This is a genomic window from Streptosporangium sp. 'caverna' (assembly GCF_003203775.1).
Lineage (GTDB): Bacteria > Actinomycetota > Actinomycetes > Streptosporangiales > Streptosporangiaceae > Streptosporangium > Streptosporangium subroseum.
In genome coordinates, this window is record NZ_CP029711.1 from 6,304,964 (window position 1) to 6,319,010 (window position 14,047).

Annotated in this window: 14 protein-coding genes; all 14 read right to left on the reverse strand. The window is 72.0% G+C overall.

Annotated features, from left to right (window positions below; genetic code table 11):
• Positions 1-216 precede the first annotated feature (216 nt).
• Positions 217-1,275 carry a VWA domain-containing protein gene (locus DKM19_RS27595; protein ID WP_110699500.1) on the reverse strand — a complete coding sequence of 353 codons (1,059 nt, stop codon included), beginning with the start codon at positions 1,273-1,275 and terminating at the stop codon, positions 217-219.
• Positions 1,276-2,226, reverse strand: coding sequence for a VWA domain-containing protein (locus tag DKM19_RS27600; protein WP_110699502.1), 951 nt, complete (start codon positions 2,224-2,226; stop codon positions 1,276-1,278).
• A 52-nt stretch (positions 2,227-2,278) separates the two neighbouring features.
• Entirely contained in the window at positions 2,279-3,163 is an 885-nt protein-coding gene (locus DKM19_RS27605; protein WP_110699504.1) for a DUF58 domain-containing protein, read from the reverse strand.
• A gap of 6 nt (positions 3,164-3,169) precedes the next feature.
• Positions 3,170-4,159, reverse strand: coding sequence for a MoxR family ATPase (locus DKM19_RS27610; protein WP_110699506.1), 990 nt, complete (start codon positions 4,157-4,159; stop codon positions 3,170-3,172).
• A gap of 27 nt (positions 4,160-4,186) precedes the next feature.
• Positions 4,187-5,002, reverse strand: a complete 816-nt coding sequence (locus DKM19_RS27615; protein WP_110699508.1) for a S1C family serine protease — start codon at positions 5,000-5,002, stop codon at positions 4,187-4,189.
• A gap of 389 nt (positions 5,003-5,391) precedes the next feature.
• Positions 5,392-6,774: an alkaline phosphatase family protein gene (locus DKM19_RS27620; protein WP_110699510.1), complete on the reverse strand. Its 1,383-nt coding sequence runs from the start codon at positions 6,772-6,774 to the stop codon at positions 5,392-5,394.
• On the reverse strand, positions 6,771-7,895 hold the full coding sequence (gene eboE, locus DKM19_RS27625; protein WP_110699512.1) for a metabolite traffic protein EboE: 1,125 nt from the start codon (positions 7,893-7,895) through the stop codon (positions 6,771-6,773). The genes DKM19_RS27620 and eboE overlap by 4 nt, the downstream gene beginning before the upstream one ends.
• Positions 7,895-8,761, reverse strand: coding sequence for a TatD family hydrolase (locus DKM19_RS27630; protein ID WP_110706020.1), 867 nt, complete (start codon positions 8,759-8,761; stop codon positions 7,895-7,897). Before DKM19_RS27630 ends, eboE begins: the two co-directional genes overlap by 1 nt.
• Positions 8,761-9,387, reverse strand: coding sequence for an EboA domain-containing protein (locus tag DKM19_RS27635; RefSeq protein WP_239513618.1), 627 nt, complete (start codon positions 9,385-9,387; stop codon positions 8,761-8,763). The genes DKM19_RS27630 and DKM19_RS27635 overlap by 1 nt, the downstream gene beginning before the upstream one ends.
• On the reverse strand, positions 9,384-10,445 hold the full coding sequence (locus tag DKM19_RS27640) for a sugar phosphate isomerase/epimerase (protein ID WP_110699514.1): 1,062 nt from the start codon (positions 10,443-10,445) through the stop codon (positions 9,384-9,386). Before DKM19_RS27640 ends, DKM19_RS27635 begins: the two co-directional genes overlap by 4 nt.
• Complete coding sequence (locus tag DKM19_RS49840) at positions 10,442-10,600, reverse strand: hypothetical protein (RefSeq protein WP_162641819.1); 159 nt, start codon at positions 10,598-10,600, stop codon at positions 10,442-10,444. Before DKM19_RS49840 ends, DKM19_RS27640 begins: the two co-directional genes overlap by 4 nt.
• Entirely contained in the window at positions 10,597-11,541 is a 945-nt protein-coding gene (locus tag DKM19_RS27645) for an SCO3242 family prenyltransferase (RefSeq protein ID WP_110699516.1), read from the reverse strand. The genes DKM19_RS49840 and DKM19_RS27645 overlap by 4 nt, the downstream gene beginning before the upstream one ends.
• Positions 11,541-12,689: an inositol-3-phosphate synthase gene (locus tag DKM19_RS27650; protein ID WP_110699518.1), complete on the reverse strand. Its 1,149-nt coding sequence runs from the start codon at positions 12,687-12,689 to the stop codon at positions 11,541-11,543. The genes DKM19_RS27645 and DKM19_RS27650 overlap by 1 nt, the downstream gene beginning before the upstream one ends.
• Positions 12,690-12,859: 170 nt before the next feature.
• Complete coding sequence (locus tag DKM19_RS27655) at positions 12,860-13,924, reverse strand: ABC transporter substrate-binding protein (RefSeq protein ID WP_110706022.1); 1,065 nt, start codon at positions 13,922-13,924, stop codon at positions 12,860-12,862.
• Positions 13,925-14,047 lie beyond the last annotated feature (123 nt).

Genomic DNA, 14,047 nt, shown 5'->3' on the forward strand with positions numbered 1-14,047 from the left:
TGCTCAGCCCCATCCGCCACGACTCCGATGACAACGACGCACCGGCCGGGGGAAGTCTAGGAAGCGCGCCGGTGCCGTGGACGCGCGGGGCGGCCGGCGTGAGGTCCCCCGTACCGGGCCGCGACCGTGTCCGGTCGTGTGGTCCAGGCCCCACCGGCGGACGTGGGCGGCCGCGAACCGGCGGGGATCGCTGGGGCGTCGCGGCTACGGATGCCGTCAGCGGGTCGGGGTCCGGGGGCGATTCCACCAGAGGGAGAGGGACAGGGCCGCGGTGATGAGAACGGCACCGCCGCCGGCGAAGGCGGCGGCCGTGTCGACCCGCTGGTGGATGACGGTGAAGCTGCCGGGGAGGGCGTCGAGGGCGTCTTGGAGCTGGTCGGCGTTCTCAGCGCGGTGGTAGGAGCCGCCGGTGGTCTGGGCTATCCGTTTGAGTGCGGGCTCGTCGATGGTGCTTCGGCCGCGGCCCCTGTCGAATCCCCCGCGACCGCCGCCGAAGCCGCCGCCCCAGCCGCCGAAACCGCCGTCGAACTGCGAGCTGTCGCACACCATCGGGCCCGGGTTCGTGGTGCCGAAGCCGATGGGGAAGACGCGGACCCGGCGCAGGGCCGCCTCCTGGGCGGCGAGCTGCGGGTCGACGCCCTGGGTGTTGGCGCCGTCGGTGAGCACGACGATCGCGGCACCGGCGTGTCCTGACCCGCCGTCTCCGGGGTTCGCCCCGGTGGAGGCGACCGACGGGTCGACCTCCGCGATCGCGTCGATCGAGGCGAGCACGGCCTGCCCGATCGCGGTGCCACGGGACACGGTGAGGCCCTCCAGCGCCTCGATCAGCGAGTCGGTGTCGTCGGTGGGTGGGACGAGCAGACCCGCGGTGCCCGCGAAGGTGACCAGGCCGATGCGCGGCCCACCCCGCTGCGACTCGATGAACTCCGCGGCGGCCTTCCTCGCGGCGGTGATGCGGTTGGGGTCGACATCCGTGGAGCACATGGAGCCGGAGGTGTCGAGCGCGAGCAGGATCGTCACCGACGTCTGTGGCACCGGGACCGACGCCTGCGGACGCGCGGCCCCGACCGCGAGCAGCGCGAGTCCGGCTGTGAACAGCGCTACGGGGATCTTCCGCGTCCAGCGCGTACCGCCGGGCAGGGCGCTGCGTACGAGCGCGATCGAGGTGACGCGCACGGTGGCCCGCCGGCGACGGCGCCGCGCCCACTCGCGGATGGCGAAGATCAGCGGGATGACCAGGATGGACAGCAGTGCCCACGGCCATGAGAACGACATTCAGATCACCCGTCCAGACCGGAGCACGGTGAGCGCCGCTCCCGCGGTGAGCAGCGCGAGGGCGAGCCCGATCAGCCCGCCGGCGAGAGGCAGCGGCTCGTCGGAGACGGTGAGCCGCAGATCGATCGTGTCGGCGATCCCGTCGAGCCGCGCGGCGTCGGAGGCGGGGTGGTAGCCGCCGCCGGTGGTCTGCGCGATCAAGGTGAGGGTGTCCTCCTCGAGCGAGGTCTGCAGATGGTAGCCGTCGACCTTCACCGTCGACCCGGCCGTGGTGCCGACTCCGACGGTGTGGACGTGGACGCCCGCCCGCTGGGCCACGGCCGCGGCCTGTTCGACGTCCGCGCCCTGGTTCTGGCCGTCGGAGAACATCACGATCGTCGCCGACGGCCAGTAGCCGATGTCGGGCGCGGTGCCGTCGCGGCCGACGGCCACCCGCTTGCCGGTGATCGCCGACAGGGAGGCCGTGATGGCCGCCCCCAGCGAGGTGCCACCGGCGATCTTCAGCCGGCCGATGGCCGCGAGCGCGACGGAGTGGTCGGCGTCGGGCCGTGCGGTGGTGAGCGCGCCCCGCTCGAACGCGACGACTCCGATGTCGACGCTGTCGGGCTGCGCCGCCACGAACGCGCGGGCCGCCCGCTGCGCGGCCGCCAGCCGGGTGGGCGCGACGTCGTCGGCGCCCATGCTGTTGGAGACGTCGATGGCGAGGATGACGGTGCCCGCGGTCCGCGGGACCGGCACCGTGGCCGCCGGTCCGGCGGCGGCGATCGCGAGTACCCCGACGCCGGCGATCGTCAGGCCGATTCCGAGGTATGCCCGGCGGCCGCCCGGCACGGCGACCCCGGCCGCGGTGAGGGCGGCCGTCCGGCGGCGCGCCGAGACGACGGTCGCCCAGGCGAGCGCCGCCGTGACGAGCAGTCCGACGACCAGCAGGAGCCAGGAGGACAGGGTCATGAGGCCTCCCTCGCCGGTCTCATGCGTCCGTCGACGGCCTCGGCAAGCTCGGTCATGACGACCGGTCCCGGGTTCGGGCGACGACCTCGACGAGCGCCTCGGCCAGATCACGATCGGTGTCGACGCGGTGGACGGGCACCCCGGCCCGGCGCATGCCCGCCTTGAGCCGGGCGTCGCGGGCGTCGACGGCGGCGCGGAAGCGGACCCGCAACAGCGGGTCGGCGGAGTCGACGACGAGTTGCTCGCCGGTCTCGGCGTCCTCGACCACGATCAGTCCGGCTTCGGGCAGCACGTCGTCGGCCGTGTCCACGATCCGCAGGGCGACCACCTCGTGCCGCCGGGCCAGGCGCTGGAGCGAGCGCTCCCAGTCGCCGTCGCCGATGAAGTCCGACAGCACGACGACGAGTGCGCGGCGGCGCGCGAGCCGTCCGGCCGCATCGAGCATCTCCGCCAGGTCGGTGGTGGTGCCGCCGCGCGTCGTGGAGGTGCGCTCCAGCTCGGCGCCGATCCGCAGCGCGTGCCGCCGGGAGGTGCCGGGCGGCACGACGCGCGACCTCCCGGTGTCGAACAGCAGTGCGCCGACGCGGTTGCCGCCCCGGCCGAACAGCCGGGCGAGGACGAGCGCGAGCTCGGCGAGCACGTCGTGCTTGCCGCGTCCCGGCCGGCCGGCCGTCATCGACGCCGACCGGTCGAGGACGAGCCACACCGTCAGCTCGCGGTCCTCGGTGAACACTCGCAGGTACGGCTCGTCCAGCCGTGCGGTCACGTTCCAGTCGATGTGCCGGGCGTCGTCGCCGTCGCTGTAGGCGCGTAACCCGGTGAAGTCGATCCCGGAGCCGCGGTGCGCGGTGCGGTGGGCGCCCTGGAGCCGGCCGTCGAGCCTGCGGACGACCTTCCACTCCAGGCGGAGCAGGAGCCTCTCGGGGGCGGTGGCCATGGCGGCTCAGCGTTTCTGCAGGACGACGTCGGGCGCCCGGACGGCCCCGAGCACCCCGGTGATGATCGTGTCGGCGTCGACGTCGTCCGCGAGGGCCTCATACGACAGCACGAGGCGGTGGCGCAGCACGTCGAGCGCGAGCTCGGACAGGTCGTGCGGCAGGACGTAGTCGCGGCCGCGCAGGAACGCCACCGCCCGGGCGCCCGTGACGAGGGCGATGGACGCCCGCGGGCTCGCCCCGTAGGTGACATACCGTTCCAGCTCGCCGAGCCCGGCCGTCGCGGGGGAACGTGTCACGGAGACCAGCCGCACCGCGTAGTCGACGATCGCCGGATCGACGTACACCTGCCGAGCGCGGGCCCGCATCGCGATCAGTTCCTCGGCCGTCACCATCGGCTGCGGCGGCTCGGGCGGACGCAGTGCCCGTCTGACGATCGCCTGCTCTTCGGCCTGCGTCGGATAGTCGACGACCACCTTCATCATGAAACGGTCGACCTGCGCCTCGGGCAGCGGGTAGGTGCCCTCCGACTCGATCGGGTTCTCCGTCGCCATGACCAGGAACGGCTCGGGCACCCGGAACGTCTCACGGCCGATCGTCACCTGATGCTCCTGCATCACTTCCAGCAGGGCGCTCTGCACCTTGGCGGGGGCGCGGTTGATCTCGTCGGCCAGCAGCAGGTTCGCGAACACCGGGCCGAGCTCGGTTCTGAACTCCCCGGAGTGCTGGTGGTAGACCCGCGTGCCCACGAGGTCGGCCGGTACCAGGTCGGGGGTGAACTGGACGCGCTGGAAGCTCCCGGCGATCGCGGCGGCCAGCGACCTCACCGCGAGCGTCTTGGCCAGGCCCGGCACGCCCTCGACGAGCAGGTGGCCGTCGGCGATCAACGCGACGGCCATGCGCTCCAGCAGGACGTCCTGCCCGACGATCGTACGTTTGACCTCGAACAGCACATGTTCGAGCGGATGGGCTGACTCGGAGAACCTGGTCGAGGTCATATGGTCTTCCTTCTCGGGACGCTTCGGTCAGATCAGGGGCCCGCCGCCCGGTGGTCCGTCGCCTTCGCCACCGCCCAGGGCCACGCCGATCGGCACCGCGAACGCGATGCCGGCGAACGCCTCGTCGCCTCCCGGGTCGGCGATCGAGACGACGATCCCGATGACCAGGCCGCGAGCGTCCAGGAGGGGACCGCCGGAGCTGCCCGGGTTCGCGGAGGCGTCGAACTGGATGAGCCCGTTCATGTCACCGTCTCTGGCGGTCCGGTCGGCGGTCCGGTTCAGGCCCGACACGACGCCGGTGGAGACGCTGTAGGTCAGGCCCAGCGGATTGCCGATCGCCACGACAGGCGCGCCCACGGTCGCGGCGCCGCCGAGCGTCGCCGGGATGACGATCTCCGGCAGCTTCGCGGGCCTGAGGGTCGCGACGTCGCGCTTGGGATCCGACGACGCGACGGCGGCCTTCGTCTTGGTGCCGTCGGCGAACGTCACGGTGACGTCCTCGGCGCCTTTCTTCGAAGCACCTTTGACGACGTGGTAGGCCGTCAGAATCGTCCCGTCCTCGGCCGCGATCACCCCGGTTCCGAGCGACTTCCCGGCCTGGATGACCACCACCGACGGCCCGACCCTCTTGAAGACGTCGGGCACCGTGAGCGTCGCGCTGGGCGTCGGCGTCGCGCTCGGCCTGGGCGCGGCCTCTTCGCCGTTCCCGCCGCCGCTTCCCAGCCAGTACGCGAGCAGCGCCACGACGACAAGTGCGCCGCCCCCGACGGCAAACCACCGGCCTCTCCCGGCCACGGCTCCCTGAGCCCCGGCCGCATCGGCCTCCTGCGGCGCGCGCTCCATTTCCCCATACTCATAAATTTCAGTTGAAAGTGCTACAAACTCCGGCTGAGAACTCCATGGGAACCGAGCCCACAGCCCCACGCGCGCAGCACGGAGACGAGGAGGGCGGCGCCGACCGCTCCGTCCGAACTTCGCTTTTAACCCGGTGGCGGGTGGTTTCCGATGTGGAACGGCCACCACGCGATGCTCCGAGTACGACCAAGTGCCCGGAGATGTGTGGTGGCCGTCGTTTCGAGTGCGCTCTCATCGAACCCGTCCCGCCAAGGGCCTGCCGGTTCGGCGACGTTCCGGCAGGAGCCGATGGGCTGCTTCACCCGTCGCCCGGATGCGTTTGTTCGAACGCACCGCCGCCGGGCCGGGGGGCTCATCGGGAGAGGTCCGCACGGAACCTACGCGTTCGGCGTGGCCAGCCCGAGCAGCAGCTCCTTGACCTCGACGGCCTCGACGTGTTCCCTGGCCGGAGCGGGATCGGAGCAGAGCAGCACCGGGGCGTCGCGCGGATCCTCCGGCAGCCGCCCGTGCGAGCCCCGTATGGCCCGCGCCCCGGCGTCGAGCCCGACCACGGTCATCATGTAGCGCATGCCGAGCTTCTTGCGCAGCAGCGCCACCCCGGCCCTGCGCTTGGCCGCGCCCGGCCCCGCGGGGTCGAAGAAGAGCTCCGCCGGGTCGTATCCGGGCTTGCGGTGGATGTCGACCAGGCGGGCGAAGTCGGGCGCGCGGGCGTCGTCGAGCCAGTAGTAGTAGGTGAACCAGGCATCGGGGTCGGCGACCAGGACCAGCTCCCCCGAGCGCGGGTGGTCCAGCCCGGACCGGGCCTTGCCCTCGTCGTCGAGCACCTCGGCCACCCCCGGCAGGGTGGCGCAGAGCTTGGCGACGGCCGGCACGTCGGCCGGGTCGCGCACGTAGACGTGCGCCACCTGATGGTCGGCGACGGCGAACGCCCGCGACGTCCACGGGTCCAGATACTCCATGCCCGCCTGGGTGTAGACCTCCAGCAGACCCTCGGACCGCAGGAGCCGGTTGACGTCGACCGGGCGCGAGACATCCGTGATCCCGTACTCCGACAGTGCCACGACCGTGGTCCCGCGCGCCGCGGCCGCGTCCAGCAGCGGCGTCAGCACCCGGTCCAGCTCCACGGCGGCCGCGGCCGCCTGGGGTGCGGAGGGCCCGTATCGCTGCAGGTCGTAGTCCAGGTGCGGCACGTAGGCGAGGGTCAGGTCGGGATCGTGCTCCGCCATGATCTGCTCGGTGGCCCGGCAGATCCACTCCGACGAGGCGATCCCCGCCAGCGCCCCCCAGTAGTTGAAGAGCGGGAACTCACCCAGCCGGGTGGTGAGCGCGTCGTGCAGCTCCGGAGGGGCGGTGTAGCAGTCGGGGTCCTTGCGGCCGTCGGCGTGGTAGATCGGCCGGGGGGTGACGGTCCAGTCGACGTCGGCGCCCATGGCGTACCACCAGCACACGTTGGCCACCGTGTAGCCGGGACGGGCCCGCCGGGCGGCGTCCCAGAGCTTGTCCCCGCCGACCAGCGCGTTGTGCTGACGCCACAGCATCACCTCGCCCAGGTCGCGGAAGTACCAGCCGTTGCCCACGATGCCGTGCTCCGTGGGGAGCTCGCCGGTGAGGAAGGTCGACTGGACCGAGCAGGTCACCGCGGGCAGCACCGTACCGAGCGACGCCTGGAAGCCGCCGTCGGCGACGGCACGCAGCCGGGGCATGTGCTCCAGGATTCGTGGGGTCAACCCCACCACGTCGAGGACCAGGAGTGATGTCATGCTTCCATCCCTTTGAGCAGTTCAGCGTGTGCGAAGGCCATTTCGGCGGCGATGCCGTCGGCGAGCTGACCGGCGTTCTGGGGGCGTTGCTCGGGCGGCAGCACGCCCCAGGTGTAGGTCTCGACGTCGAAGTGGTCGCACACGGCGTCGGGGCCGCCGACCAGCTCGCCGATCGCCGCACGCAGCAGTGGCGTGGTGGTGGCCAGCGGCGCGGACGGGCGGGAGTGCAGCGGCACGTGGTAGTGCACCCGCCAGGGGCCGGGCAACCCGGTCTCGAACGCCTCGTCGAGGTCGTCGACGGAGCCCCCGGCGGGGTTGCGCGTCTGGTGGAGGAAACGCGGCTCGACGTACTCGCGCAGCGCCTCGGGCTCGTCGGCCTCGATCGCGGCCGACAGCTGGACCTTCATGACGGGTATGCCCGCCTCCCTCAGCGCGCGCAGCGCGTCGGCCGGCTGCTCCCACGCGCACGCGAGGTGCGCGAGGTCCAGGCAGACGCCGAGCCGGTCGGTGTCCACGCCGGAGAGCATCGCGACGGCCTGGGCGGTGGTCTCGATCACGCATCCCGGCTCCGGCTCGAACGCCACCTGGATGACCCTCCCGGTCCGGGTCTCGATGTCGGCGAGCCCGGCGGCGAGCAGGTCCAGCATCCGCATGGAGGTGGCGGCGCGGGCGTCGTCCCAGGGATGCCGCCACGCCAGCGGCAGCGTGGAGACCGACCCCCGGGCCGCGTCGTCCGGGAGCAGGTCGGCCAGGACCCGCGCCAGGTCGAGGGTGTAGCGCAGGCGCTCGGGGGTGGTCCAGTCGGGGTGGTAGACCGCCTGCTTGACCACGGGGTTCTGGAAGGAACGGTAGGGGAAGCCGTTGAGCGTCACCACCTCCAGGCCGCGCACGTCCAGCTCGCGGCGGAAGCCCTTGCGGGCCTCGGCGTCGATGGCGAGCGCCGCCGCGACCGGCGCGGCCAGCCAGAGCCCGAGCCCGAGCACGTCGCTGCCGAGGCGCTCGCGGATCGGCAGGGCGTACTCGTCGAGCTGCCCGACGATGCCCTCGAGGTTCTCGGCCGGGTGCACGTTGGTGCAGTAGCTCAGGTGCAGGAGGCGTCCCGCCGGATGGAGCAGGCGCATCAGCCGCCTCCGCGCAGGATCGAGCTGCCCTCGAAGGTGGGCTCGGCGCCGCGGGCGCCTGCGTCGTCGAGGTCGGACAGGTCGAGCCGTCCCGACTGGCTGTAGAACTCCACCGGGTTGCGCCACAGCACCCGGTCGACGTCGTCCTCGGTGTAGCCGGCGGCGAGCATCGCCTCGGCGGTCTCCTTGGTCAGCAGCGGGTCCGAGACGCCCCAGTCGGCGGCCGAGTTGACCAGGATCCGCTCCAGCCCGTGGGTCTTCAGGATCTCCACCATGCGGGGCGGCGACATCTTGGTGTCGGGGTAGATGGAGAAGCCCATCCAGCAGCCGGAGTCGCGCACGAGGTCCACGGTGACCTCGTTGAGGTGGTCGATGGCGACGTGGCCGGGTGCGATGCCCGACTCCTTGACGACGTCGAGGCTGCGCTGCGTGCCGCGGGCCTTGTCCCGGTGCGGGGTGTGCACCAGGGCGGGCAGGCCGTGCTCGACGGCCATCGCGAGCTGCGCGGCGAACGCCTCGTCCTCCTCGGGGATCATCGAGTCGTAGCCGATCTCGCCGACCGCGACGACGCCGTCCTTGTCGAGGTAGCGCGGCAGCAGGTCGAGCACCGGCAGGCAGCGCGGGTCGCCCGCCTCCTTGGGGTTCAGCGCGATCGTGGCGTGGTGGCGGATGCCGAACTTCGCGGCCCGGTACGGCTCCCAGCCGATCAGCGAGTCGAAGTAGTCGGCGAAGGAACCGGGGTTGGTGCGGGGCTGGCCCAGCCAGAAGGCCGGTTCGACGATGGCGCGCACTCCGGCCGCCGCCATCCTCGCGTAGTCATCGGTGGTGCGCGAGGTCATGTGGATGTGGGGGTCGAATATGCGCATCATGCGTCCTTCTTCTCACCGGTGAGCGTGCTGAGCAGGGCGACGGCGTCGTCGGGGATCGAGCGTCCGGCCGCGGTGCGCTCTTCGGCCAGCGCGGCCAGCATCGTGGCCAGCTCGGCGTCGGCCCGCTCGGCCAGCCCGTCCACCGTCGCCAGCGACACGTCCATGAACACGCACTTGAGCACCGCCTGCCGCCACATCGCCTGGTCGAGGTGCCCGGCGTACGGCCCGAGCGCGGCGGTCACCAGGCGGGCGTCGTTGCTGCGGATCGCGTCGTGCAGCAGGGGTACGGCCGCCGCGCCCACCGGCAGCGCCGGCAGCGCCTTGAGCACCGCGCGTTTCTCGTTCGCGTCGCCGTACCGGTAGAGGGCGGCGACCTCGTCCCCGATCCGGTCCGCCGGCAGCGCGGCCAGCAGCAGCGCCCTGGCGGCCTCGTCCGCCGTCCAGTCGGGCGCGTCCGCCAGCGGCGCCCGTCCGACGGTGCGCCCGGCGGCGGCGAAGGACCTCCCGACGGTCTCCGGCCGTTCCGCGATCCGCGCGAGCGCGTCGGCCAGCCATTCCCGGGCCCGTACGTCATGCCCGGGTTCGGCCGCCAGCGCGGCCCGCAGTCGCTCCGATTCCGTCACGGTCGCCTCCCTTCCACGGTTTCCCTCACGTCTACGGTTTCCCTCTCGGCCGCGGCTTCCCTCTCCTCCACGGTTCCGATCTCGGTCACGGTTTCCCTCTCGGTGGCTTCTCTCTCGTCCGCGGTTTCCTTCTCGCCGGTTTCCTGTTCGGCCGCGGCTTCTCTCTCGCCCGCGGTCCCGGCCCCGGTCACGGATTCCCTCACCGCGGCGGCTTCCCGTTCGGCAGCGCGCAGGAAGTCGATCGAGCGGGCGGCCACGGAGGGGGCGGCGTGGGAGTGGCGGGGCAGTTCGACCGCGACCAGCCCGCGATATCCGGCGTCACCGAGCGCGCGGAGCACCGGCGGGAAGTCGATCTCCCCTTCCCCGAACTCCAGGTGCTCGTGCACGCCCCGGCGCATGTCGTCGATCTGCACGTTGACCACGTGGTCCGCCACGGCCGTCACGCAGGAGGGCACCGGATCCGGCTCAAGGCAGCGGCAGTGGCCGATGTCGAGTGTCAGGCCGAAGGCGGCCGGTGCGCCGAGCGCCTCCCGCAGCCGCCGCCATCCGGCGATCGACTCGACGAGCATTCCCGGCTCGGGCTCGAACCCGAGCGGTACCCCCGCGGCCTCGGCGGGTGCGACCAGCTGGGCGCAGCCGTCCACCAGGCGCTCCCAGGCGACGTCCTCGCTCACCTCGTCCGGACGCACGCCCGCCCAGAAGGACACCGCCTCGGCGCCCAGGTCCTCGCCTATCGCGATCGCCCGGCGCAGGAAGTCCAGCCGGGTCTCCCGCTCGTCGTGCAACAGCGTGGGGGCGTGCTTGTGCCAGGGGTCCAGCAGGTAGCGCGCGCCGGTCTCGATGACCACCCCGAGCCCGAGGTCGCGCAGCCGGTCGGCCAGCTCCGCCACCCGCCCTGCCAGTCCCGGGGCGTAGGGGTCCAGGTGGTCGTGGTCGAGGGTCAGGGCCACACCGGTGTAGCCGAGGCCCGCGATGATCTCGCAGGCGTCGGTCAGCCGGTGGTTGGCGAACCCGTTGGTCCCGTAGCCGAACCTGAGGCCGTCCACCGCGGTGCTCATACCAGCACCGTGCCGGGGTTCACGCCGATGTCCGTTCCGGTGTCAGGGATGGCAGTCATGCCGGGGCGCATGCCAGAACTCATGGTGGTGTTCATTCCGGTCTCCGTGATGGCATTCGTGCCGGTGCTCGTACCAGAACTCATGCCGGTGCTCATGTCGGGGAGATTTTCCTGGCGAGCCGGCGGCCGAGCGGGGCGGCCAGCGCCACGGCCAGTCCCGCGGGGACGGCGCCGGCGTGAACCGTGAGCGCGCCCTGCAGCGCGGGCAGCACGGTGATTCCGGTTCCCACGGCCTCGCGGATCCGGGGCGCGGAAGGCTCGTCGACGGCACGGGCCTGGGCCGCGCCGAACCGTGCGAGATACCAGGAGGCAAGCGTCGCCTGAACGGCCGCCCCCGGCCCCGCGCCACGTCTGCTCCCCGCCACGGTGACCCCCGCGGCCAGCGCCGCCGTACCCGCCATGGTCGTGGCGGGTACGCGGCGGTCCGCGCCCGAGACCTCCCTGCGCGACAGCTCGGTGATCATGTAGGTGTGGGCGGCGACCGCGAGGGCCGAGGGCAGCGCGTCGGCGAACGTCCGGGACGGCGAGCCCGCCCCTGCCGTTCCCGGCGGCGCGCCCGTCCCGCCCCGGGAGCCCGTACGGCCTCCGCCGAGGCCCGGGCTCGCACCGAGCAGCACGTCCAGGGCGCGGCAGGCGGCCATCACCGCCGGACCCGCGGGCGTGTTCTTCGCGCGCAGGTCGTATGCCCACACGGCCGCCGCGAGCGGCGCGGCGACGGCGAGGCCCCGGCGACCGGCGGCGAGCCCGGCGGCCGCGAGACCCGCGCCGGTGAGGCCCAGGGCCGTGGCCAGCGCCAGGTTCGCCGAGATCCGCCCCGACGGGATCGGCCGCTCCGGGCGTTCCACCTTGTCCAGGCGGCGGTCGGCCCAGTCGTTGGCCGCCATTCCCGCCCAGTAGAGGCAGACCGAGGCGCACGCCAGGGCCGGGGTCCGGCGGCCGAGCGCCCCGGCGGCGGCTCCGCCCGCCACGACGTCGCCCGGTACGGAGAGCGCCGCGGGCGCGCGGACCAGATCCATGAAGTCGCGCAACGAGGCCATCAGACCTGGTCTCCCGCGCCGAGCCCGGCGACGAAGCCGCGTAGCACCCGCCACTGCTCGGCCAGAGCGTGTGGCTCGGACCCGAACGGATCCTTGAAGAAGAAGGCGAGTTCGGAGAGCGGGCCGGAGCGCCCGGCCCGGTGCGCCGCCGCGGTGAGCCGCGCCAGATCCAGAACCAGGGGCGCGGCGAGGGCGGAGTCGCAGCCGTGCCAGGTGAACTCCATGCGCATCGGCACCCCGAGGAAGCCCTCGAAGGTCACCAGATCCCAGGCGGTCTTGAAGTCGCCGATGTCCTCGAGATAGTCGATGCGCGTGGTGCCCTGGGGGACGTAGCCGAGTGTCTCGGCCAGCACCCGCTGCTTGCTGGCGGTCTTCGCCGCGTTGGCAGCCGGCTCGGCGAGGTTGGCGCCGTCGCCGCCGCCCAGGAGGTTGATCCCGGACCACGTTCGCACGCGCAGGTTACGCAGGGCGAACATCGGCGCGAGCACCGACTTGACGAGCGTCTCGCCGGTCTTGCCGTCGTGCCCGCTGTACGGCAGGCGCTGCCGCCTGGCGAGCTGGTCCAGGGCGGGCAGTCGCGCGCCCGTCGAGGGGGTGAAGTCCACGTAGGGGCAGCCCGCGCGGAAAGCCGCGTACGCGAAGAGCGAGCTCGGGGGCAGCAGGGTCTGCGAGGTTGCCAGCTCGGCCTCCAGCGCCCCCAGGTCGGTGTGGGCCGGGTGCGGTTCGGGCACGGCCTCGGTGGTCGAGACGTTGATCACGACGACCCTGTCCAGGTCGTTCCGCCGCTGGAAGTCGATCAGGTCGGCACCGATGAGGTCGGCCGTGGCGGCCTGGTTTCCGGCTTCGGGCACCGGCCGTAGTTCTTTCTCGACCGCGGACAGCTCATCGGAGAGGGCCCTGACCAACCAGCCCGGGACGACGCCCGCGGCGGCCAGCGCGTCGGCCTTCTTCGCCAGCGGGTTCGAGGAGATATCGTGCCCGCCGAAGACGAGGTCTCCGAGGCCGGGTATCTCGGGGCTGTGTAGTTCGGGTAACTCGGTGACGCAACCGGTCGGATCGGTGAGACCCGCCCGCAGTGCGAGCGCTCCGATCACGCTGGTGGCGGCGACCGACCCCCGCGCTCCTATCAGCCACACTCCCGTACGCATCGGGCCTCCTGCTCAAACAGACGTTTCCTGGGATGTCGGGTCTTGGGAAATGACGGGCGGCGGCACACCTGACCGGCCGCCGCCCGGGGTCGGCGGCAGGGACTAGTCGACGGAGAAGGCGGGTGACATGATCGCCTTGCCCTTCGCCATACCCACCTGAAGGACCGCTGTCACGACTCGAATCCGAGCGGCAGGTACTTGTCGACGTTGTCCTTGGTGATGGTCTCCGAGGCCAGCGTGATCGACTGAGGCACCTGGTTCTCCACCAGATCGCTCATGCCCTTACCCTGCGCGATCAGGCGGGCGAGCTTGATCGCCGAGGAGGCCATGGTCGGGCTGTAGGTGACGGTGGCCTCCAGCACGCTGTTACCGGCCTGGATGTCACGCATCGCGTTGGCCGAACCGGCGCCGCCGACCATGAAGAACTCGCTGCGGTTGGCCTCCTTGATCGCGGCCAGCACGCCGATGCCCTGGTCGTCGTCGTGGTTCCAGATCGCGTCGATCTTCTTGTGCGCCTGCATCAGGTTGCTGGCCACCTTGGTGCCCGACTCCACGGTGAACTGCGCGTCCTGCTTGGCGGTCACGGTGAAGCCGAAGGTCTTCAGCGCGTCCTCGAAGCCCTTGCTGCGGTCCTGGGTCAGCGGCAGGGTGGCAATGCCCTGGATCTCCAGGATGACCGGGTTGGCCACGCCCTTTTCCTTGAGCTTGTTGCCGATGTAGGTGCCGGCCGCCACGCCCATGCCGTAGTTGTCGCCGCCGATCCAGGTGCGGTAGGACAGCTTGTCCGGAAACACCCGGTCCAGGTTGATCACCGGGATGCCGGCGTCACTGGCCTGGCGGGCGATCTGGTTGAGCTGCTGACCGTCGTTGGGCAAGATCACCAGGGCGGCGACCTTGGCCGCGATCAGCGACTCCACCGCGGAGATCTGCGCGTTGATGTCGTTGGTCGGCTCGACCGGCTTGAACTCCACATCGGAGTACTTCTTGGCCTCGGTCTCGGCGTTCTTGGCGATCGCGGCGATCCAGCCGTGGTCGGCCGCCGGTGCGGAGAACCCGATGACGACCTTGGTGCCGGGCGCCTCGTTGCCACCCGTCGGCGCCGGCGCCGCGGCCGGTGCCGAGGCCGCGACCGGTGCGGCGGCCGGCTCGTTGCTGGTGCATCCGGCGACCAGCGCGCCGGCGCCTATGACGGCTCCGCCGAGGAGGAACCCTCGACGAGCGACGTTTTCTGCCATGAACTTGCTCCTTTTGGGCTGAAACGCGTAGCGCTTCATGGGGGGTGAAAAGATGCGCATCCCGCGGTCCCCTGACCGGTCCGCGAGGCGCGGGTTCTGGGCTCCCGAGACGGGTCCCAAGTT